This is a genomic window from Pseudomonas sp. S35, from assembly GCF_009866765.1.
GTDB lineage: Bacteria > Pseudomonadota > Gammaproteobacteria > Pseudomonadales > Pseudomonadaceae > Aquipseudomonas.
Map to the genome: position 1 here is coordinate 4,500,839 of NZ_CP019431.1, position 20,844 is coordinate 4,521,682.

General features: G+C 58.0%; 17 protein-coding genes, 1 tRNA gene and 1 pseudogene. 4 read left to right on the plus strand and 15 right to left on the minus strand.

All coding sequences use genetic code 11. The features are described from left to right. Positions 1–129 precede the first annotated feature (129 nt). A complete protein-coding gene (locus tag PspS35_RS20065) occupies positions 130–1,629 on the minus strand; it encodes a PLP-dependent aminotransferase family protein (protein ID WP_159936489.1) in 1,500 nt (499 codons plus the stop codon). 187 nt (positions 1,630–1,816) lie between these two features. On the opposite strand from PspS35_RS20065, the gene PspS35_RS20070 reads away from it, so the two are divergent. Together PspS35_RS20070 and PspS35_RS20075 are read left to right on the plus strand one after the other, a co-directional pair. Further along, a complete protein-coding gene (locus PspS35_RS20070; protein ID WP_159936490.1) occupies positions 1,817–3,052 on the plus strand; it encodes a benzoate/H(+) symporter BenE family transporter in 1,236 nt (411 codons plus the stop codon). Further along, positions 3,030–3,342: pseudogene (locus tag PspS35_RS20075) on the plus strand (conjugative transfer ATPase); the annotation flags it as partial. The gene PspS35_RS20070 and the pseudogene PspS35_RS20075, both read left to right, overlap by 23 nt. Positions 3,343–3,423: 81 nt before the next feature. Here the strand turns inward: PspS35_RS20075 and PspS35_RS20080 are convergent. The 7 genes from PspS35_RS20080 to PspS35_RS20110 form a co-directional block, all read right to left on the minus strand. Beyond that, the gene (locus tag PspS35_RS20080; protein WP_159936491.1) at positions 3,424–5,232 is read right to left on the minus strand and encodes an AIPR family protein; all 1,809 of its coding nucleotides are present in this window, start codon (positions 5,230–5,232) and stop codon (positions 3,424–3,426) included. Next, entirely contained in the window at positions 5,232–5,765 is a 534-nt protein-coding gene (locus PspS35_RS20085) for a PD-(D/E)XK motif protein (RefSeq protein WP_238785905.1), read from the minus strand. The genes PspS35_RS20080 and PspS35_RS20085 overlap by 1 nt, the downstream gene beginning before the upstream one ends. Continuing rightward, on the minus strand, positions 5,762–6,565 hold the full coding sequence (gene istB / locus PspS35_RS20090; protein ID WP_010466203.1) for an IS21-like element helper ATPase IstB: 804 nt from the start codon (positions 6,563–6,565) through the stop codon (positions 5,762–5,764). Before istB ends, PspS35_RS20085 begins: the two co-directional genes overlap by 4 nt. Beyond that, entirely contained in the window at positions 6,558–8,057 is a 1,500-nt protein-coding gene (istA, locus tag PspS35_RS20095) for an IS21-like element ISPpu27 family transposase (RefSeq protein ID WP_159935364.1), read from the minus strand. The genes istB and istA overlap by 8 nt, the downstream gene beginning before the upstream one ends. 539 nt (positions 8,058–8,596) lie before the next feature. Next, the gene (locus PspS35_RS20100) at positions 8,597–9,364 is read right to left on the minus strand and encodes a ParA family protein (protein ID WP_238785907.1); all 768 of its coding nucleotides are present in this window, start codon (positions 9,362–9,364) and stop codon (positions 8,597–8,599) included. 124 nt (positions 9,365–9,488) lie between these two features. Beyond that, positions 9,489–9,561 (minus strand) — tRNA-Asn (locus PspS35_RS20105). An 87-nt stretch (positions 9,562–9,648) separates the two neighbouring features. Continuing rightward, positions 9,649–10,518, minus strand: a complete 870-nt coding sequence (locus PspS35_RS20110) for a LysR family transcriptional regulator (RefSeq protein WP_159936492.1) — start codon at positions 10,516–10,518, stop codon at positions 9,649–9,651. A 101-nt stretch (positions 10,519–10,619) separates the two neighbouring features. Between PspS35_RS20110 and lldD the strand changes: the two genes are divergently transcribed. Together lldD and PspS35_RS20120 are read left to right on the plus strand one after the other, a co-directional pair. Continuing rightward, positions 10,620–11,762, plus strand: coding sequence for an FMN-dependent L-lactate dehydrogenase LldD (gene lldD, locus PspS35_RS20115; RefSeq protein WP_159936493.1), 1,143 nt, complete (start codon positions 10,620–10,622; stop codon positions 11,760–11,762). A 280-nt stretch (positions 11,763–12,042) separates the two neighbouring features. After that, the gene (locus tag PspS35_RS20120) at positions 12,043–12,969 is read left to right on the plus strand and encodes a GGDEF domain-containing protein (RefSeq protein ID WP_159936494.1); all 927 of its coding nucleotides are present in this window, start codon (positions 12,043–12,045) and stop codon (positions 12,967–12,969) included. A 22-nt stretch (positions 12,970–12,991) separates the two neighbouring features. On the opposite strand, the gene PspS35_RS20125 is transcribed toward PspS35_RS20120, so the two are convergent. The 7 genes from PspS35_RS20125 to PspS35_RS20155 form a co-directional block, all read right to left on the minus strand. Beyond that, positions 12,992–13,795, minus strand: a complete 804-nt coding sequence (locus PspS35_RS20125; protein ID WP_159936495.1) for an iron-containing redox enzyme family protein — start codon at positions 13,793–13,795, stop codon at positions 12,992–12,994. Positions 13,796–13,840: 45 nt separating this feature from the next. Beyond that, positions 13,841–16,303: an EAL domain-containing protein gene (locus tag PspS35_RS20130; RefSeq protein ID WP_159936496.1), complete on the minus strand. Its 2,463-nt coding sequence runs from the start codon at positions 16,301–16,303 to the stop codon at positions 13,841–13,843. A 71-nt stretch (positions 16,304–16,374) separates the two neighbouring features. Then, on the minus strand, positions 16,375–18,177 hold the full coding sequence (locus PspS35_RS20135) for an ABC transporter ATP-binding protein (RefSeq protein WP_159936497.1): 1,803 nt from the start codon (positions 18,175–18,177) through the stop codon (positions 16,375–16,377). After that, a complete protein-coding gene (locus tag PspS35_RS20140; RefSeq protein ID WP_174244882.1) occupies positions 18,170–18,772 on the minus strand; it encodes a DsbA family protein in 603 nt (200 codons plus the stop codon). Before PspS35_RS20140 ends, PspS35_RS20135 begins: the two co-directional genes overlap by 8 nt. Before the next feature lie 36 nt (positions 18,773–18,808). Continuing rightward, positions 18,809–19,750, minus strand: a complete 942-nt coding sequence (locus PspS35_RS20145) for a rhodanese-related sulfurtransferase (RefSeq protein WP_159936499.1) — start codon at positions 19,748–19,750, stop codon at positions 18,809–18,811. A 101-nt stretch (positions 19,751–19,851) separates the two neighbouring features. Further along, positions 19,852–20,145: a BolA family protein gene (locus tag PspS35_RS20150; protein ID WP_105227470.1), complete on the minus strand. Its 294-nt coding sequence runs from the start codon at positions 20,143–20,145 to the stop codon at positions 19,852–19,854. Positions 20,146–20,151: 6 nt separating this feature from the next. Continuing rightward, complete coding sequence (locus tag PspS35_RS20155) at positions 20,152–20,667, minus strand: DUF2059 domain-containing protein (protein WP_032885944.1); 516 nt, start codon at positions 20,665–20,667, stop codon at positions 20,152–20,154. Positions 20,668–20,844 lie beyond the last annotated feature (177 nt).

Consider the following 20,844-nt stretch of genomic DNA (forward strand, 5'->3'; position numbering starts at 1 on the left):
TACGCGGCCGTTAGAAACACACAAAGCCCGCGCGATTACTCGCAGCGGGCCTTTCTTGGTCGGCGGGCTTGCAGGCCCTTACGCAATCCGGCGCAAAAAAACCTGCATCTGTGCAGGCCAGTTGGTGTCCTATTGATTGCTCAGGGCATTGGCCAGCCGCAGCATGGCTGCTTCGATTTCATAGGCGGTCAAGGACGAGTACCCCAATAGCCAACCTTGTTGCTTCACCTCGCCGGCATACAGCCGACTGAGGCCTGGCAGTTGCACGCCTGCGCTGGCAGCTTGGCGGATGGTCTTTGCCTCCGACCAGCCATCGGCCAGCAGGCAGGGAATCTGCAGCCCGCCTTGGGGGCATAAGGCCGTGACGATACCGTCCAGGTGCTTGCCGATAGCATTGAGCATGACTGCACGGCGTCCGGCGTAGAGTTTGCGCATGGCCCGGACGTGGGAGTTGTAGTGGCCGTCTTCCATAAAGCGCGCCAGGGTCAGTTGCAGGATCTGTGGCGTGTGGCCGTCCATGATGCTTCGCGCGTAGGTGAAGGCTTTGACCAGCTCGACAGGTAGCACCATGTAGCCCATTCGCAAACCCGGATAGAGCGTTTTGCTGAAGGTACCGAGGTAGATCGTACGCTGGTATTTGTCCAGGCCCTGCACACACGCGATCGGCAGCCCGTCGTAGTGAAACTCGCTGTCGTAGTCGTCCTCAATGATCCACTTGCCATGCTCGGTCGCCCAGTTGATCAGCTCGAGTCGGCGCTCCAGCGGTAAGGTGGCCCCGGTGGGGTATTGGTGCGACGGCGTGATATAGACGCAATTGGCCCCGCTGCGGTCAGCCTGCAGCAGGTCCGTGCGTATGCCCAGCGCATCGACGTCAATGGGCACGACTTTGGTCTCTGCCGTTTCAAAGGCCTTCTTGGCACCGTAGTAGCCCGGGTTTTCCAGCAGGATCGGCTTGCCCACGTCCACTAGCAACTGGGCACACAGGAACAGGGCTTGACGAGTGCTGCTCAACACGAGGATCTGGCTGGGGGAGCATGTGGCCCCTCGTTCGAGGTTCAAGTAGGTGGCGATCGCCTTGCGCAGAGGCTCGGCGCCTTGTGGGTCGCCATGCAGCAGGACGTTATCCCGGTAGTCCTTCATGACTTGGCGTTGCAGGCGTTCCCATATATCGGTGGGAAAGGTACGGGTTTCCGGCAGCCCTGTGGCAAAGGCCTTGACCACCTGTTGATCGGTAACGCCACCACTGTCGAAAATCATCCGACCGCGCCGGCTCAAGCCCGATCCTGGCGTCGCCTCGCTGCGCTTGGTGTCGTGCAGCTTCATGCGCCGGCGTACAGCCCCGCGTAATTCGGCGCCAATCGTCTCCGATACGTAGCTGCCGGAGCCCTCGCGCCGCACGATGAAACCATCACGGTGCAATTGCCCATAAGCGTTCTCGACCGTGTCGCGGGCAACGCCGAGGGTCTTGGCCAGGACCCTGGTCGCGGGCAGCTTCAGGCCAGCGTCAAGGGCGCCATCGAGGATCAGTGCGCGCAGGGCTCGTTGAATCCGCTGATGCAGGTCCAGCCTCTGAAACTCGGCCTCGTTGAGTCGTATCTTCAGCGTTTCGAGCTCGAATGTTTTCGCCATGCGGTCTGCTCCATACGAATAAACCGGCCTACAAAAGCAGGCCAGTTTATCCGTAGACTCTGCCCATCGCGATTGCCTTTGTGCTCGGCGAACTGTCGCTGGGTGGGCAACGTTGAACAGAGTTGGGTTCGTTGACCGATCCCCATCGAGGCCAAGCGCCTCGCTTAGCAAGGAGCAAAGTAAAGCCATGCCTTCATCAGCATCCAAGTCACCTGTGCGTCTGAGCGATCTCATCCCGACGATTGTCGCCGGGCTGATCTCGGTCATTGTCAATTATGGCGGCACCTTCATTCTGGTCTTCCAGGCAGCCAAAGTGGCTGGGCTGAGCCCTGAGTTGACGGCTTCGTGGGTGTGGTCCGTGTCGATTGGCGTGGGCGTTACGGGGATGGTCCTCAGCTGGGTTTCCCGCGAACCGATCATCACCGCCTGGTCGACACCTGCGGCGGCGTTTCTGGTCGTCGCTCTGGCCACCATCCCCTATGCCGAGGCGGTGGGTGCCTACATGATCTCGGCCGTTGCCTTCGTGCTGCTGGGCTTATCCGGCTATTTCGAAAAAGTCATCCGACTGATCCCACCGGGTGTGGCCGCTGGGTTGCTGGCCGGTATCCTGCTGCAGTTCGGCATCGGTGCTTTTAGCGGCATGAGCCTTGACCCGATGCTGGTCGGGTTGCTAATTGTTGCCTACATCGTGCTCAAACGCCTTACCGCACGCTACGCGGTTGTGGGCATTCTGGCCTTGGGACTGGCCTTCCTGTTGGTTCAGGGGCGTGTCGACTTGTCGGGGTTGGCGCTGCAACTCGCGGCACCCGTGGTCACCCTGCCAGAGTTCTCGCTCAATGCCTTGCTCAGTGTCGCGCTGCCGCTGTTTCTGATCACCCTGACCGGCCAGTACATGCCTGGCATGCTGGTGCTACGCAACGATGGTTTCAGCACGAGTGCCAATCCGATTGTGTCCATCACCGGGCTGGGTTCCTTGCTCATGGCGCCCTTTGGTTCCCACGCGTTCAACATCGCGGCGATTACAGCCGCCATCTGCACCGGCAAGGAAGCCCACGAAGAGCCCTCCAAACGCTGGATCGCCGGCATTGCTGCGGGCGTCTTCTACATCCTCGTCGGGGTCTTCGGCGTGACCCTCGCGGCACTGTTCATGGCCTTCCCCGCTGCCTTCATCACGACTCTGGCCGGGCTCGCCCTGCTGGGCACTATCGGCGGCAGTCTGGCCAGTGCCATGACCGACGCCAAATCCCGCGAAGCCTCGCTGATCACCTTTCTGGCCGCCGCCGCCAACATCACATTGTTCGGGATCGGCGGAGCGTTCTGGGGGCTGCTGATTGGTCTGGCGGCGTACGCCGTACTCAATGGCCGATTGCCACGTCGCGAGCCGGTCGTCAATCCTGCGATGCTTGAATATGCCGCCGAATGAGGTGAACAAGATTGCGAGATTCCGGGAGCTCAATGATGCTCAGAAAAAGCTGATGCTATCGGCACGTAAGGAGTCGGGGAAGTTTACGGAGGGGGTTATTTTGTCGAAGTCCACGGAGGTGCTTTTCAGAGCCGTGCCGCCCCAGCCTATATCTGGCGATGGCCATGACTGAGCCTGAGGAAAAAGCTGAGCGGTTTAGGCTGATGAGTGATCATGGGATCAGTGAGTTGGACGCTGCGATGGCTATGGCGAAAGACATTGATCAGAAACGAGAAATTCGTTGCGCTTAGGATACCGCTCAGCAATATGGGTTAGAGTTCGATGGCTGGATGCTTCAAAAAAACTCACCCAGCCAAAACTCAAATTATGACTCAGGAAATCTCAGGAATATCGATTTCGTGCTCCGAGTACGCAAAATCTCTCACCTGCAACCAACACTCGAGCTTTTTGGCCCATTCAGAAATCATCTTCCCTCCAGAGCCTCGATGAAGCGCGTCATTGACTTCATGAGACCAAACAGCTAATTGGCGCTGTAACTCAGGCGAGATCGCTTGGGATTGCCAAACGCGGGAAAAATCGAATTTACCCCCGAGTTTAAGTGCGAGAACCGAGATAGTGTAAACAGTAATATTACCTTGGAATGCTGGAAACAGAGGCCTAATCACCTTCTGCGCAGATTTAAAAAGAATAGCTTTCGCTATCATTTCCTTGAACTGATTCTGATCCGGAATCACATCAGCTCCAGAACTCTCACGTTCACCCAACTGGTCCATGAAGGCTTGGAAATTCTTCTGGCTGCCCAAGCCTACAATGTGAGGTTTTTGCTCCCAAGTGAATAAAAACTTCGCTAAATCTGGCTTCGTGATTTTGCGGTAGGGAGGAATAGCTGCTTGGAGCTTTTTCTTTTGAACAACCGTCGATGCTTCTTTTTCAAGCATCACCTTATAACTGCCGGCAGACCGCTCGTAGAACCACCGCCCCACTCCGTCCGGGCAGTAGGTGCGCATAGAAAGCTTCTCGAGCTCACGGTGAAATGGCTTATTAGCAGACAAATCAGATTGTTTTACAACGTTCTGACTATTGGCATAACGGGAGATATTCGAGATTAGTTCCTCGTCACTACCGTCAGCATTTCGAAGCACAATAATTTTTGCAGGCACTCGAACCCTGTTGAGATCTATATCAGGATTTTTTTTCTTGGCGAAATAAATAGAGGCTGTTGTTTGTCCTCCGTTGACAATTTGCATACCTTGAAGCCACAAAATACCCATCGACCCATCGGCCGTACGATCCAGCTTGGCTGCGTCAGCTACCACCACAATGCCATTGTTGTAAGCCATGAATCGTTCCGGGTTGGTTCGCAAGCTGTCCCGTATTCCTTTGTTGACTCCTCGGCTACCGACCCCAAGAAATGAACGTACGTTAGCTTCAAGAATACGCGGCCCGTATTTCTCGTAAAGAAAGCGTAGAGCCTCTCCTGGAATCGCCGTCAGGGCATAATCGTATTCGTCTTCACCTGCCCCTGGCACCCATACGCTTGGTAATGCAGTACCACAAAGATCCTGAAAATTGACTACCAATTCATCCCTAGGCCGGCCTTGCTGCCAATGGTTGAACAGGCGCTGAATATCCATAACTTCCAAGCGAACCTGCTTGCCCTCGACATCCTGTGGCGCATAGTTCCTTGTTTTGACCTGACCATCGGTGATGACAAATATACGAATGCTATCCAGCGCTTTGAATATACGCTCAACCTCTGTAACAAGCGGATAAGCCTCGTTGGTTTCATCAAGCGCTTCTGAAAGTTTCCCTGTGGCGCAAAACTTTAGAAAGTGCAGCCCTTGCTTCGCAGCTCTACCGATTTCAGGATCCGGAACATCTTCAATGTCCTCAAGCCCCTTGTATAAACTAACGAATAAATCCAATCGATCAGGGTTTCCCTGCTCATCGGTAGTATCCGAGACAGAGTAGCCGCTGATTTTGACTTTATAATTCCCGACCTTAGCGCCATAGTGGCAGACCGTAGGCTCAAAGGTTATTCCCTCGTCAGCCATATGCATCATGACATGCTCAGTGAATAAAGCCTCTGCGGGCACAGGAGCTTCCCCCGGTGCAACATCTTTCACAATTTCTTCTCGGATCGATGCCTGCGTGTCTCGCAGAAAATCTACAAGTTCCATCAAAGCACTCCAAGTTGCTTGAGCACATCCGCCAAGGGATGGTTAACAGCCGATATCAATGCCAGATCGAGCTCGTACTGTACTCGACGAATGGCTGTTGGGACCTTGAAAGGGATCAGGCGAGGGAAGTCTTCATCGACAAGGAAAATCTTCATCTCATTCAGCAAAAATCTACGGCTGTAGTTCGCTGCCTGCATGTCCAAATAACCCGCGTGATGCAGCGCCTGCTCGAAAAGCCTGGTCGCTGCGAGATCAAGCACCAACTGAGAACGCAGATCTTCCACTATCTCGGGAAGCGACTTTCCCGAGCCCGTCAATCCAAAACGAAGGGCTGCAAGGAACAAGGGTGGGCATTGGGATGTCGGCGCTGAATGAAAACTGACCCACCCTGCCGATTGAAAATTGACCCAGGGCGGATTGCTGATTTTGGCATCAGCAATTGTGGATAAGCTTAGCAGTCGTGTCCCGGTGGAAGAGGCATTAAAGCCCCACCGCATTTGGGCATGCGGCAGGGTATTTTCGGTGCGGATCAAAACAGCTCATCGTCCTCGGCACCATCATTGTCTTTGCGCTTTCGTTCACGTGATTTGATCTTGGTCTGGGCGACCAAGCTGCTGTGTTGCAGGCGGTAGGACTCGTTGCCCGTTTCGACGATGTGGCAGTGGTGTGTCAGCCGATCCAGCAACGCCGTTGTCATCTTGGCGTCACCAAACACGCTCGACCATTCCGAGAAGCTGAGGTTGGTGGTGATCACCACGCTGGTGTGCTCGTACAGCTTGGACAGCAAATGAAATAACAGGGCACCACCGCTCTGGCTGAAGGGCAAATACCCCAGTTCATCGAGTATCACCAGGTCTGTTCGTAGCAGCCCTTGAGCGATGCGGCCCGTCTTGCCGTCGTACTTTTCGCGCTCCAGCAGATTGACCAGATCCACCGTGGAGTAGAAGCGCACGCGTTTGTGATGCGTCGTGATCCCGGAAACGGCCAAGGCGGTGGCGAGGTGTGTTTTGCCTGTTCCAGGCCCGCCGATGAACACGACATTCTGCGCGGTATCGGTGAACTCCAGGTTGGACAGATCCCTGATCAGGCGGGCATCTGCGCTGGAAGCGCTGAAGTCGAAGCCGGCCAAATCACGATGCATGGGCAGTTTGGCCATGTTCATCTGATGATTCACTGAGCGCACCGCTCGATCTGCATGTTCTTGTTGAAGCAGATGTTCGAGCAGCCATTTCGAGGATGCCGTCGAAGCTTCTCCTTGCGAGGCTAGTTCTTCCCAGGCGCTGGCCATGCCATGCAGACGCAGTTCTTTGAGTTCCGCCATAAGATCACGCATTGCGAGTCTCCTCATCGGTGGTACGGAGCCGGTCGTAGCGTGCCGTATTGGCGACAGGCGCTATCTTGAGTTGAAGGCTGGTTTCGGCAGACGGAGGGGCTGCTGTCGATGTCAGTCGAGCCAGGACATTCAGGATGTGGTCAGCACTCAAGCTGCCGGATTCAAGTACCAACTCCACAGCCACCAATACGGCGTCGAGCCCGGCGATGGGAACAGCCGCCAGTACTTGAGTCATGACTCGATCACCATTGGTGTGCCGCCTCAGACCGCGTTTTAGCAGTTGCAACGGCTTCGGCAGATCGGCAAACGGAGCGCCATTGCGCAGCGCACCGGGCTTGCGTTCGATGAGCGGGATGTAATGCTGCCAGTCAAAACTGACCTGATCTCGATCAAACAGGCGCTCGTGACTGGCAATCATCGTTTCATCGGCGATGACCACCACCCGTGTGGGATACAAACGGCTGCTGACCCACTGGCCGACCCGCTCACACGGCACCGAGTAGCGATTTCGCGCCACGCTGATCAGGCAGGTGCTGGAGACCCGTACGGTGCGCTCGACGTAGCCATCAAAGGCAGTCGGCATCGGCATCAATTCGGCGCGTTCTAGCTCCAGGACGTCCGCCACTGTCAGCCCGTTGTACTGCGGGTGCACCAGTTCGTCCCAGAGCGCACGGCAGCGTTGGCCGAGCCAGGCATTCAATTCCTCGAAGGTATGGAACATGCAGTTTTGAGCATCGAGCCAGATGCGCCGTCGGCTGTCTTGAACGTTCTTTTCAACGATGCCTTTTTCCCAGCCGGAGGCCACGTTGCAGAAGTCCGGATCGAATAGGTAGTGGGCACACATGACGGCAAACCGGGCATTGACTGTGCGGCCTTTGCCTTTGTTGACCTTGTCGACAGCCGTTTTCATATTGTCGTAGATGCCGCGACGCGGCACCCCACCTAACGCGCCAAACGAGCGGGTATGGGCATCGAACAACATCTCGTGGCCTTGGCTGGGATACGCAACCAACCAAAATGCGCGACTGGCGCACAGCTTCATATGGGAGACCTGGATGCGTCGGAACAGGCCGCCGATCAGCAGACCTTCTTCGCTCCAGTCGAATTGAAAGGCCTCCCCGAGTGCAAAGGTCAGCGGCACAAAGGCCCGAAAAGACTTGCCTTGCTCGCCGCGCCACGCGCGTATGAAGGCGGTGAGCTGGCTGTAGCCGCCGTCGTAGCCCTCGGCCTTGATCTGCTCGAAGAGTGCTTTGGCACTCCTGCGGTTGTGCTTTGCCCGAAACGAATCGGCCTTGAGCGCCTGCTCCAGCGTCTCGTGAAATGGACTGAGTTTGTTGAAGGTTGCGCACCGTTGGTACGCCGGCTGGGTGGCTTCGGGTGCTCTGACCCATTTTCGAATGGTGTTTCTCGACAGTCCGGTACGCTTGGCTATCTGATGCAGCGAGAGCTTGTCGCGGAAGTACATCCGCCGGATTTTTCCCAACATTTCCATGCTGATCACCCTGTGTTCTCCTGCTCGAAAAGTGAGCAGAAGCAGTTGAACACCTGGGTCAGTTTTCAGTCGGCAGAACAGCCTTTACTGGGTCAGTTTTCGGTCAGCGGCAACAGACTCAATCTTTCCGAATCATGCTTTTCGCTCAGGAACGCCACCAAAAGCTCATAAGCTTCCTGCTCGTGTCCTATACACGCGAGTAGAGAAAAAGCACACACGACCCCTTCTGGAAGGTTTTCTCCGAACGTCGTTTGGAGAAGTGATATGCACTCCACCCTTGTGGCTGGAAGTGACTCAGGCATCAAAAACCTGATAAGCACACTCCATCCAGCAGCTCCAAGCCGCATGCTGGCGCCCGAATCGCCATGCTCGCTTTCAACGTAGATACAACTGCCCTCTACTGATCAGATCTCACTGTTCAACTGACTAAGCTAGATTTTTACAAAAAATGGAGAGCATATAGAGCCGCCATTTTGCCCTAGCCAAATAAATGCCGAGCCACTTTTCTAACGTACCCTTTCGCTTAAAATGACCTGAAACTAGGCAAATCGTGAAATTGAAATGCTGGCCACATGCCCTATCATGCCCAGAAAAGGCCCTATCTCCAAGAGGAGTTGAGGATACTTGTCAGATTGATAGCTCACGGCGGCCGGAATTGTGGTCTGGATCATCTGAACCTTCGGATGATCAGCAAAGGTTTCGGTCAGCGTGTGATAAATCAAGTTTGCATCATCGGTTGCATCAAGCTTGTTGATCACGACATTCAACATTGGCGTCTCTGCACCCAGCGCTGCCAACGGCTCAATATCTCGATAGAGCTGGAGCATTCCACGCTGAAACTCTCGTGCAGTCAGCATATCCGGGGTGATGGGCGAAATAGCCATGTGTGCCCCGAGCAAGGCCATCTCCAACACAATGGAGCGTGCTCCTTGGGTATCGATCAAAATCAGATCAAAGTCCTGCTCGAAAGCCGGCAACAGATTCTTGAGACGAAGGCGCCCGTCAGCAGCATGCAGCAACAAATTTCCCAGCTGATTGAACGGATCATTGGAATGGAGCAGTGAGAGATTAGGAATGCAGGTCTGCGAGATGACCTGGTCGGCCCGAGTCTCGTTGTTCGCGATCAGTTGATAGGTTCCACCAGGCGCCTCATGCGATAGCGCATAAAACGACGACAACGACGGCTGGTTATCCAGATCGATGAGCAGGGTACGGATCCCTGCATCGGCGCAGAACGCGCCCAGATTGACGCCAACCGTGGTCTTACCCGGCCCGCCTTTGGTTGAAACGACTGCAGCGACTTTCATGGAGCTTCCCTCTGAATCATAGGATTTGAGACGGCTTCATGCTGGTCACGCTGTGCGCTTTGATCACCCCGGAGAAATCCGAGGCAAAAAAAAGCCTGCATCGCTGCAGGCTTTTCCTATCTTGCTCCACGACCTGGACTCGAACCAGGGACCCAATGATTAACAGTCATTTGCTCTACCAACTGAGCTATCGCGGAATGCGCCGTATGTTACTGATTGAAAAGGAGAAGTCAAGCTTTCCCTGGCTTTTTTGCCGATTAATCCGGATGACCGGTTAAACGCTGTTATTCCCTGGCCAGTTCCAGCCACGCCCGTGCGGCGGGTGGCAGGTGGGCGCTGGCGCGCCAGGCCAGGGCGATGTGCCAGTCGGTATGGGGTTCATCGAGGGGGATCAGGGCGATGCCGGGGTGTTGGTGCTTGTGTGCGAGCATGCGTGGCAGGAAGGCGGCACCGAGACCGGCCGACACCAAGTCGACGATAAAGTCGATCTGGCCGCTACGGGCGGCTACACGGGGCGTTACGCCTTTGCGCTCACAGGCGGCGAGGATTTTGGCGTTGAGGGCAAAGCCGGCTTCGAACAGGATAAACGGCGAGTCCGCCAAGTCGGTGAAGTCGATGCGCTGGCGTTGGGCCAAGGGGTGGCTGATGGGCAGTACGGCCATCAAGGGTTCGTTGCGCACGGGTTGGTAGTCGAAACCTTCGTCTACCGGTAACAGCAGTGCGGCCAGGTCGACCTCGCCCGCTTCCAGGCACTCGCGCAGTCGTTTGCTGCCGTACTCGGTCAGTTCGATGTCGATGTCCGGGTAGCGCCGGCGGTAGGTGGCGAACATCGTCGCAAACAATACACCGCAGCCCACCGGTGGCAAGCCGATACGCAACACACCGCGCTTGAGGCCGCGCAGGTCGTTGATCTCGGCGACCAGATCGTTGTGCTCGGCCAGCAGGACCAGGGCGCGGCTGTAGGCGATTTCGCCAGCGGCGGTCAGTTCATTTCTGTGGCCCAAGCGGTTGAGCAGCGGCATCCCCAGTTCGTCTTCGAGGGTCTTGATTGCCTTGCTCACACTCGACTGAGTCAGGGATACCACCTCGGCCGCCTGGGAAAAACCGCCTTGGCGCACTACCTCGACAAAGGCGCGCAATGTTCTCAGGTTCATCAGCATTCCTTTTGCGACTGGCTTCTAGCGATAAAAGTTGTTTTTATCATGACAGAAGTTCGCCTATCGTGGAGCCACCTTGCCCTGCCGAGATACCGTGCATGATTATTTCGTCCGCCTCCGACTACCGCGCCGCCGCCAAGCGCAAGCTGCCGCGCTTTTTGTTCGACTACATCGACGGTGGCGCTTACGCCGAACACACGATGCGTGCCAACAGCTCGGACCTGGCCGAGATCAGCCTGCGCCAGCGCGTGCTGCGCAATGTCGACTCGCTGAGCCTCAAGACCACCGTGTTCGGCCAGGCGCTGGACATGCCAGTGATCCTCAGCCCCGTGGGACTGACCGGTATGTATGCGCGGCGCGGTGAGGTGCAGGCAGCAAAGGCGGCGGCCAAAAAGGGGGTTCCGTTTTGCCTGTCGACGGTGTCGGTGTGTTCGATTGAAGAAGTGGCGTCCCAGAGCCCGCAGTCGATCTGGTTCCAACTGTATGTCCTCAAGGACCGTGGCTTCATGCGCAATGCGCTGGAGCGTGCACAGGCGGCCGGTGTGACGACGCTAGTGTTCACCGTGGATATGCCGACGCCCGGTGCGCGCTACCGTGATGCCCATTCCGGCATGTCCGGGCCGTTTGCGGCGCAACGACGCATGCTGCAGGCCGTCACCAAGCCACAATGGGCGTTCGATGTGGGCTTGATGGGCCGCCCCCACGACTTGGGCAATATCTCCAAGTACTTGGGCAAACCCACCCACCTGGAAGACTACATCGGCTGGCTGGCCAACAACTTCGACCCGTCGATCAGTTGGAGCGACCTGGAGTGGATCCGCGACGTCTGGAAAGGCCCGATGATCATCAAGGGCATCCTCGACCCTCAGGACGCCAGGGACGCCGTGAGTTTCGGTGCCGACGGCATCGTGGTCTCCAACCATGGCGGCCGTCAGCTCGATGGTGTGTTGTCCACCGCCAAGGCCCTGCCACCGATTGCCGAGGCCGTGGGCGATGACCTGACGGTACTGGTGGACTCCGGCATCCGCTCCGGACTCGACGTGGTACGCATGCTCGCCCTAGGCGCCAAGGCATGCCTGCTGGGTCGCGCGACCGCCTACGCATTGGCTGCCGATGGCCAGCACGGGGTGGAAAACCTGCTGGATATTTTCGCCAAGGAAATGCGCGTGGCGATGACATTGACGGGGGTGACGTCGATTGACCAGATTGACCACACCACCTTGGTCCAACCAGCCAAATAACTGACGTCATGCCCCAACGGCTGCTTTTTGCTTAAAAAACAGCCTTTGATTTATAAGGACTTTTATAAAAAGAAACGAAGTGGCATGAATCTCGCTCTAACCACGTTCAAGCAGGTTAGCGATGACAAGACGTGCGGCGGTGCCCAGGGGTTATAACCCATTGCAAAGCGGTCTAGACTGTAACCAATGTTTTACGGAACTGAAGGAACAGTTAGACGCTTGGCACTCGCCACTCTCATCGAGCCTGTAAGACAGCTAAGTGCTTAGAGGCCGATCGCTTATGAAAACACCTACCCAGACCAACGCAATTGACTTCGACAGTGCCAAATTGCAACGCCTGGGCTTTGGTCAGCCATCGCTCCTACCCCGCCGCCCGACGACCGTCGCACAACTTCGCCAGCAACTGGGCATGCTCTTGCAGACCAGCCTGGAACCGGAGCGCATCCTCGCGGTGTTCTTCCGTGAGATCCAGCACCTGGTGCCCCTCGACGCCTTGCACTACCGCCACCAGGCCAGTGACCTACGCCTGGAGTTCGGCCAGCGCGGCCATCACTCGGTGAGCTACAGCCTGAGCCATGAAGGCGAGCACTTGGGCGAGTTGATCTTCCGCCGCAACCAACGCCTGGCCGAAGACGAACTCGGCCAGCTCGAATCGCTGCTGGCCACCCTGCTCTACCCGATGCGCAACGCCCTGCTCTATCGCGCTGCCACCCGCAGCGCCCTGCGTGACCCTTTGACCGAGACGGGCAACCGCATTGCCATGGACCAGACCCTGCAACGGGAAATCGACATGGCGCGCCGGCACCTGAACCCGTTGTCTTTGCTGATGCTGGACATCGACCACTTCAAGGTGATCAACGACACCCACGGCCACGCCGCCGGCGATACCGTGTTGCGTACCGTCGCCTCGGCCATCAAGGGCCAGTTGCGTAATGTGGACATGGTGTTCCGGTTTGGCGGGGAAGAATTCCTGATCCTGCTGTCCAACACCGGTCGGGACGCGTCGGCGATGGTCGGGGAACGGCTGCGCCAGGCGGCGCAGGCCCAGGACTACTGGGTAGATGGAACACGGATTGAGTTGACGGTAAGCCTCGGTTGTTCGACCTTGCTGGCCGCTGAATCGGCCGAGAGCCTGTTACGGCGAGCCGACAACGCCTTGTACGTGGCCAAGCGCGAAGGCCGCAATCGCTTGGCAATGGCGGGGTAACAACCCCCGCCGTTGCGCTCTATCACGCCTCGCTGGCGACGCGTACCTGGCGCTCACGCACTAACACGGTCGCCGGTTTTTCTCGCTCCACACGCATGCAACTTTCCAGGAACAGGTACATGTAGTCGTAGCTCTTGCACACGGCTTGACGCAGCTGCGCCTGCAAAGCCTTGGTGGGGTTCATCCCGGCCAGGGTGCAGATGATTTCCAAGGCTTCCCACGGATGTGCGTCGTCGTACTGGGCATGCATCTTCAGCCACTTCATCGCACGCTTGCGGTCTTCCTCGGGGAAGGCCGCCGCATACACGCCGGTCGAGCACACCACCGCAGACCACTCCCCTGTCGCCCCCTCAATCGCATAGTTGGTCGCGGCCACGGCCACGATCAACGAATCGGCGGAACTGGTGTGCCAGCACCAATGGCTCAGTGCATGCAACTCCGGCGGTACATTTTGCGCCTGAAGCTCTTCCAGGCTTACACCATGGGCCCGCGCCCAATGTACCCAATAGTCAGCGTGGTTCAGTTCCACGCGGATATTGCGCATCAGCCAACGTCGCGCCATATCCTCCCCTGGGTGGCGGGCAAACTTGGTCTTGGTGAGGTTCTGTGCCATGTACAAGGCAAACTGTTCCACTACTGGCCAGCCACCAATGAGGTAGTGGCGCATGGTCTTGGCGCTGAGCGTGTTGTCACGCATGCGCTGGTACAGTTCGTGCTCGACAACTCGGCGCTTGCTCTCGCTACAGTCCTGGATCAATTGCTGAGCCCAGGTAGGGTAACTCGAGGCTTCCATAAGCGGGCCGGTTCTGTTGAATGTGTCGATCACTGTTAAGGCTCCTTTTTAAGTGTGATTTACAGACCAGCAAATGTTTCAGCGGAATGTACCGGGCGCCCTGAATAACAGAGGCTGCGGCCGCACAGGTCGGCACTGCAAGCTATCAAAGGTAAACAACTGCGGTCGTTCGATCAGGTAGCCCTGAGCGTAATCCACACCAATATCGAGCAAAGCCTGTTCGATGTGCGGTGTTTCAACAAATTCGGCAATTGTGCGCTTACCCATGACGTGGCCGATGTGATTGATCACTTCGACCATGGCGCGGTTAATCGGGTCGTCCAGCATATCCTTTACGAAACTTCCATCGATCTTCAGGAAGTCTACAGGTAAATGTTTCAGATACGCGAACGAGGACATTCCGGCGCAAAAGTCATCAAGGGAAAAGTGGCAGCCTAAGGCTTTGAGTTCATTAATAAAGCGAATAGCGCTGCCCAAATTGGCAATCGCGCTGGTTTCAGTTATTTCAAAACAAATCATTTCCGGCGGAACACTGTAAGTATCGAATTTCTCACGTAAAAACCCGAGAAAATCGTCATCGCCAATGGTGATGCCTGACAGATTGATCGCACACATGGCCATAGGCCGGCCCGGACGCTCGTGCATGCAATGGGCGATGAGCCTGAACACGTTTTCCACCACCCAACGGTCTAGGGACGTCATCAACCCATAACGCTCGGCGGCCGGTATAAAGCTATCGGGCAGGATGATGCGACCCGACTCATCATGCAGGCGCAGCAGGATTTCAATATGGCCATTGCCGCCATCGGTATTGCCCAACGGTGAGATTTCCTGTGCGTACAGGCAAAACCGGTTCTCTTCCAGCGCCATGTGCAGCCGCTGTACCCAGGCCATCTCGCCAAATCGCATGGACAATTCCGAGTCGTCGGCGTGGTAGACCTGCACCCGGTTGCGGCCTTTTTCCTTGGCCATGTAGCAGGCCATGTCGGCGGCACGCAGCGAGGTTTCCAGGGTGGTCGGGGTTTGTGAGATATGCACCAGCCCGATGCTCACGGTGGTCATGAATGGCCGACCCTTCCACACAAAATGCAGGCTCTGCACCGTGTGGCGCAGGCCCTCGGCGATTTTCTCCGCCACGGCCGCCGGGCAGTGCTCCAGCAGGATGCCGAACTCGTCGCCCCCCAGACGCGCCAGCGTGTCGCCCTCACGCAAGTCCGATTGCAGCAGCGCACAGATATGCCGCAGCAACTCGTCACCCGCCGCATGACCGCAGGTGTCGTTGACCAGCTTGAACTGGTCAAGATCGAGGAACATCAATGCGTGCCGCCCGCCTTCGGGCTGCCCTGCCATGTGCAGGACCTGTTCCAGGCGATATTCGAATTCCCGGCGGTTGGCCAGCCCGGTCAAGGCATCGTGCGTGGCCTGCCACGACAGGTTGGCGATGTACTGGCGCTCCTGGGTCATGTCATGCAAGACCAAAACTGCACCGCTGACCTTGCCAGCGCTGCGGATCGGCGCGCCCACCAGGGTAACCGAAACCGTGCTGCCGTCCAGACGCTGGATGGTTTTCGCGTGCTCGCTGCCGCCCTTGAGCTGACCCTTGACGATGTGTTCGATCAGGGTAAACCCGTCAGGTTGGGCGTTGTCATCCAACAGGTTGAACAGCGCCGCCAGGGGCAAGCCCTGGGCCTGGGCCGAGTTCCAGTGGGTCATGGCCTCGGCTGCCGGGTTCATATAGGTGATGGCACCGTCGACGGCGGTGGTGATCACCCCGTCACCAATCGACTCCAGGGTGATCTGCGCACGCTCCTTCTCAGCCTGCAAGGCATCAGCGAAGGCATGGCGCTGGGCCAGCAGCTTATGCGTACGCAACAGTGCCAGCACGATCAGGCCCAAGGCCGTCGCCAGGTTAGTGATCAGCAGCAACCGCAGGATCATGCGCGAGCCTTCGCCCAGGGCGTCGCTGAAGGCTTTGGCCGCCGGCGTCACGCCCTCGTTGATGGCAGTGATATGCGCTTTCCATTGGCGCACATCATTAGGGCTGACTTGACCGACGCTGATCGTGCTGTGCATCTCCCGGGCCAGGTCATCCAACTGAACCAGGTAGCCATCGCCCACCGTCCACAGCTCGATGGCCTTTTCCAGGTAACTGAAATGACGAAAATTGAGGTACAGCCAGATCAGGCTGGACACATCATCGGGGTGGTTGCCACCCTTGATAATGCCCTGGCGCGCGGCGTTCAGGTCAGGAGTGGGACGGTCAAGGGCCATGCGCAGTTCATGCCCGCCCTGGGGCACGGCGATGGCCTGCTGGTATTTGAGGTAGGTGGACGGGTTGCGGTCATCGGCGTAAAGCGTCAGGTAATAGATGGCATCCTTCTGGCCCTTGGACCACAAGCTCTCGCCGCCCACATAGCCTCGCACCGCTGACAGCGTGTAGAGACTGACGCAGCCCAACAATGCCTGGAACAGCACGACGGCGATAAAGGGCCAGACTATGCCCAACAGCCGAGGCGTTCCGAGAGTCCGCTTTTGCTTCATGAAGTCCCTTGCATATGCACTGCTGGATACGCACGCAAACATCCACTTCCGATAGCACAGCCTAGGCTAAATCAACGTACTTGTTGCAGGTGCCCATAGAGTTTTGCGTACAAACCGCCATCAGCGATCAATTGCTGATGGTCGCCATCCTCAGCGATATGACCACCGTCAAACACTAAGACTCGATCGGCTTGTTTTACCGCCGACAGACGGTGCGCGATGATGAGTGTAGTACGCCCACTGAGGAACCGCGCCAAGGCCTGGTGCAGGTTGTACTCGGTGGCAGCGTCCAGGGCGGAGGTCGCTTCGTCGAGTATCACCACCTTGGGCTCGGCCAACACCATGCGCGCAATCGCCAGGCGCTGGCGCTGCCCGCCGGAAAAACGCACGCCGGAACGCCCCACCACACTGTCCAGGCCCTGGGGCAATGCCTTGACCGTAGCCTCCAACTGGGCGATTTCCAGCGCCTGCCAGCAGGCCTGGTCACTGCGCTCGCGGCCCATGGTCAGGTTGGCGCGCACGGTGTCGTTGAACAGCGCCGGGTGTTGCAGCACCACCGCAACGTGCTCGCGAATGGTCTCCAGGCCGATTTCCTGCTGGGTTGCACCACCGAAGCGAATACTGCCCGCCTGGGGCGTGTACAGCCCGAGCAACAGTTGCACCAGGGTGCTTTTGCCACCGCCACTGGCGCCGACAATCGCGACTTTTTCGCCAGGAGCAATCTGCAGGTTCAGCTGATTGAGCACCAGATCGTCGCCATAACCGAAGTCCAGGCCGCGCACTTCGATGCCGACGGTTTCATGCCCGGTGAACGGGTCTTCGCCGCCGACGTATTGCGGCTCGTCAGCCCGCGCCAGCAGTTCGTTGATGCGCGTGAGTGCGCCGCCAGCGGCGTAGTAGGCGTATTGCAGGTTCAGTAACTGCTCCACCGGGCCGATCATGAACCACAGGTAGCTGAACACCGCGAGCATCTGGCCGATGGACAGGTCGGAAAACAGCACGGTGAGCATCGCCGCCGCACGGAAGATGTCGATACCAAACTGGAACAGCAAACCGCTGGCGCGGCTGGACGCATCGGTTTTCCATTGGGAATGGATTGCGTAGTCGCGCACTTCCTGGGCGCGCTGGCCCAGGCGCCCGAGGAAAAAGCCCTGACGGTTGCCGGCGCGGACTTCCTGGATGGCGTCGAGGGTTTCGGTCAGGGCCTGGGTGAAACGCGAGGTGCTGTCGTTTTCCAGCTTCTTGAGGTGTTTGACACGCTTGCCCAACTGCACCGTGGCGTAGATCACCAGCGGGTTGAACAGCAGGATCAGCAACGCCAGTTGCCAATGCATCCACACCAAGATCGCCGAGGTACCGACCAGGGTCAGCATCGCCACCAGGAAGCGGCTAAGGGTTTCGCCGACGAATTTATCCAGGGTATCCAGGTCGGTGACCAGGTGGGTAGTCACCGTGCCGCTGCCCAGGCTTTCGTATTCGCCGAGGGAGATGCGCTTGAGCCGCTCGATCAGGCGCACGCGGATGCGGTACACGATGTCCTTGGCCAACCGCGCGAACAGCCGCGCCTGGACCACGTTGAACACCAAGGCACCGCAGCGCAGCAGCAGCGTCACCACCAGCATCAGGCCGATATAACCGGCGGCCTTCTGCCAACCCAGGGGCAGCGCGTGGTTCATCACCTTGAGCGCGGCATCGCCGTGGCCCAGCAGCACTTCATCAACCAGCAACGGCAGCAGCAAGGGAATCGGCACGCTGCACAGGGTCGCCAGCACGGCGACGCCATTGGCGATCCACAGGGACTTTTTGTGACGCAGGGCCAGGCGGCGAATTTCCGCCCAGGTCAGACGATCAATGCGGGGCGGTTGTTCATGCACAGGTTGCTCGCTCCAGCCATCGCCCCAGCAACGGTGACAGCTCGGACAACGGCTGATAACCGTTGGTCAGCAAGGCCAGTTGACCATTGCGCTCGGCCAGCAGCGTCGGGAAACCGGCGATCCCCAGGTCCTGCACCCAGGTAAAATCCGCTGCCGTGGCGGCATGCTGCTCGGCACGGTCAAACTCGCCGGCAAACTCGATACGCGGGATGCCCGCCTGCTCGGCCAGTTCCACCAGCACGCTGGCGAGAGTCACATCGCGGCCCTCGACATAAAACGCACGCTGGATCAGCCCCAGCAGTGTCCACGCGCAATCCGGCGCCAGGCTGCGAGCGGTGACGATGGCGCGGCACGCAGGTTCGGTGTCATACACAAAGCCGTCGGGCAGCGCGCCTTCACGCATGAACGGTTGGCCGGTGGCGTCGGTGACAGCCTGCCAGTGTTCGAGGATATAGCGCCGGGTAGTCGGCTCCAGCGCCGCGCCGCTGCCGGTGCGCAGGCCGCCCACCACCAGGTGCACGTCCACGCCGGCCGCGTGGGCCTGCTCAACCAGCGCCTGCGCCACCGGGGCAAAGCCCCAGCACCAGGAGCACATCGGGTCCATTACATAGAGCAGGCGCGCAGACATGGGTCAGGCCTCGGAAGGGGTTTGCTTGTAGTTGAAGCCAATCGGGTGCGGCATATTACGGGCCTTGGCCAGTTCAATCTGCTTTTGCCGGTCGATGGCGCTGCGTCGGGTTTTCTCCGGCAGCTTATCCCAGCAATGCGGGCAACTGATGCCGGCCACGTAGTGCTCGGATGCGCGGTCTTCGACACTGACCGGTGTGCGGCAGGCATGACATTGATCGTAGTCGCCTTCGCTCAAGTCGTGGCGCACGGTCACGCGATTGTCGAAAACAAAGCAGTCGCCCTGCCATTTGGTTTCTGCCTGGGGCACCTCTTCGAGGTACTTCAGGATGCCGCCCTTGAGGTGGTAAACCTCGCCATAACCTTCGCTGAGCATATAGCTCGACGCCTTTTCGCAACGAATGCCGCCGGTGCAGAACATGGCGACTTTCTTATGCTTGGCCGGGTCGAAGTTGGCTTTGATGTAGTCGGGAAATTCGCGAAAACTGGTGGTTTTCGGGTCGATTGCGCCTTCAAAGGTGCCGATGGACACTTCGTAGTCGTTACGGGTGTCGATCAACAGCACTTGCGGGTCGCTGATCAGGGCGTTCCAGTCTTTCGGGTCGACGTAGGTGCCGACCTTTTTGTTCGGGTCGACGCCTTCGACGCCCAGGGTCACGATCTCTTTCTTGAGCTTGACCTTGGTGCGGTAGAACGGCTGGTCGTCGCAGTACGACTCTTTGTGGTCGATGTCGACCATCCGAGGGTCGTTCTTCAGCCAGGCCATCAGCCCATCAATGCCTTCGCGGCTGCCGGAAACGGTGCCGTTGATGCCTTCTTCGGCGATCAACAAGGTACCTTTAATGCCGTTGTCGACCATCGCCTGCAGCAAGGGCTCGCGCAGGGCGACGTAATCTTCGAGGGTGACGAACTTATACAGTGCCGCCACGACAATCGGTTGAGTCATGGGTGTTCTCTCCAGGTGGCTACCCTCGTAAAGGGTGAACCGGATGCAAAAAAAACGCGCCGGCTAAGCGGCGCGTTGCGGATTCTATCAGGGATGCCCCGTCAATGTCCGCCGGCGCAGGTTGGCGAGGCCGGGGCTGCGTCGATTGTCGCCCACTCTTCAGGCGTGTAGGTATGCAGCGCCAGCGCATGAAACTCGCTCATCAGGTCACCCAGGGTGGCGTAGACCTTCTGGTGGCGCTTGACGCGGTTGAGCCCCTCGAACTGCTGGCTGACCAGCACGGCCTTGAAGTGGGTCTGCAAGCCACGGCTGTGCATATGGCTTTCATCCAGCACGCTCAAGTGTTGCGGGGCCAGGGCGGCGAGCGCCGTTTCGATACGCTGTTGCATGGTCATTCCTGCTTACTTCTTCTTGGCCGGCGCGGCTTTTGGGGTCAGCTCGTTGGTCATGTCTTCCAACAGCTTGTTGACCACCGGCACTGCGCTTTCCAGCTTGGCCTGGGTCATCTGGGCCGATTGCTGGGTCAGCTGTGGCATTTTTTCCAGGACTTTCTTGCCCAGTGGCGACTGGTAGAACGCAACCAGGTCCTTGAGCTCGGATTCGCTGAAGTTGGTGGTGTAGAGCTTGACCATGTCCGGCTTCAGCTTCGGCCAGCCGATGGCCTGGTCCAGTGCGGCGTTGGCCTTGGCCTGGTAGCTGTCGAGTACGGACTGCTTGGCGGCAGGCGCCTTGGTCTGTTCGAAACGCTGGGCGAACATTTGCTGCACTTGCATGTACACCGGGGTACCCAGCTTGTCGGCATGGGCCAGGGTAAGGAAGGCTTCGGCACTGGCGTTGTGGCTGGCGGTATCGGCAAAAACCTGGCCGCTGGCGCATACCAGAGCAACCGCGGTACAGATGGCACGAAGACGAGTCATCGAGTTTCCTTTCTAGCTGGCGAGGTAAGACCCCAAGGGCGCCCATTCTGCGCCTAAAAAACCTTAGGGCTCAACCCCGCGCCTTGTCAGGCAAGGATTGCCCGATGAAAAGTCTTTTTGGGGAACCCACCCGGCCGATCACGGCCTAAACTGCGCAAACGAACCTGAAGGAGTGTG

What these genes read in the sequence shown, in the direction of transcription:
- PspS35_RS20065 (WP_159936489.1), bottom strand. Translation starts at nt 1,629, where the DNA reads ATGGCGAAAACATTCGAGCTCGAAACGCTGAAGATACGACTCAACGAG.
- PspS35_RS20070 (WP_159936490.1), top strand. Translation starts at nt 1,817, where the DNA reads ATGCCTTCATCAGCATCCAAGTCACCTGTGCGTCTGAGCGATCTCATC.
- PspS35_RS20080 (WP_159936491.1), bottom strand. Translation starts at nt 5,232, where the DNA reads ATGGAACTTGTAGATTTTCTGCGAGACACGCAGGCATCGATCCGAGAA.
- istB (WP_010466203.1), bottom strand. Translation starts at nt 6,565, where the DNA reads ATGCGTGATCTTATGGCGGAACTCAAAGAACTGCGTCTGCATGGCATG.
- istA (WP_159935364.1), bottom strand. Translation starts at nt 8,057, where the DNA reads ATGGAAATGTTGGGAAAAATCCGGCGGATGTACTTCCGCGACAAGCTC.
- PspS35_RS20100 (WP_238785907.1), bottom strand. Translation starts at nt 9,364, where the DNA reads ATGAAAGTCGCTGCAGTCGTTTCAACCAAAGGCGGGCCGGGTAAGACC.
- PspS35_RS20110 (WP_159936492.1), bottom strand. Translation starts at nt 10,518, where the DNA reads ATGAACCTGAGAACATTGCGCGCCTTTGTCGAGGTAGTGCGCCAAGGC.
- lldD (WP_159936493.1), top strand. Translation starts at nt 10,620, where the DNA reads ATGATTATTTCGTCCGCCTCCGACTACCGCGCCGCCGCCAAGCGCAAG.
- PspS35_RS20120 (WP_159936494.1), top strand. Translation starts at nt 12,043, where the DNA reads ATGAAAACACCTACCCAGACCAACGCAATTGACTTCGACAGTGCCAAA.
- PspS35_RS20130 (WP_159936496.1), bottom strand. Translation starts at nt 16,303, where the DNA reads ATGAAGCAAAAGCGGACTCTCGGAACGCCTCGGCTGTTGGGCATAGTC.
- PspS35_RS20140 (WP_174244882.1), bottom strand. Translation starts at nt 18,772, where the DNA reads ATGTGCTCCTGGTGCTGGGGCTTTGCCCCGGTGGCGCAGGCGCTGGTT.
- PspS35_RS20145 (WP_159936499.1), bottom strand. Translation starts at nt 19,750, where the DNA reads ATGACTCAACCGATTGTCGTGGCGGCACTGTATAAGTTCGTCACCCTC.
- PspS35_RS20150 (WP_105227470.1), bottom strand. Translation starts at nt 20,145, where the DNA reads ATGACCATGCAACAGCGTATCGAAACGGCGCTCGCCGCCCTGGCCCCG.
- PspS35_RS20155 (WP_032885944.1), bottom strand. Translation starts at nt 20,667, where the DNA reads ATGACTCGTCTTCGTGCCATCTGTACCGCGGTTGCTCTGGTATGCGCC.